The following is a 319-nucleotide window of genomic DNA, read 5'->3' as shown; positions in this document are numbered from 1 at the left end:
CGACCCCGATAGGGTGTCGCACTGATTGCCTGCCTGGTAAGTGCGACACCCTGGCGGGGTCGTGGGGGGGAGGGGGATCCGTTGGTAACCCGGAGTCTTCGGGGCTGCGCCCCTCGACATCCGGGCTAAAAAGCGGGCACCCTTGCCGGGGTGCTTCGTTCTCCGTATTTCTCAATGAGTTGAGTGTCTTCTATAAGCTCAAGTGCGTCACCCCTGTGCTCTCGCATAATCCCCTCTGGACCATTTGCCAAGGCATTGCCAAGTGATTTATTATAACTATATTTGCAACAAGACCTTTGCAAAATGGTCTTTCGCCGAA

It is taken from the genome of Porphyromonas sp. HMSC065F10, assembly GCF_001808555.1.
Taxonomy (GTDB): domain Bacteria; phylum Bacteroidota; class Bacteroidia; order Bacteroidales; family Porphyromonadaceae; genus Porphyromonas_A.
The sequence above is the reverse complement of the archived record's forward strand: the minus strand, read 5'-3'. Positions refer to the sequence as shown.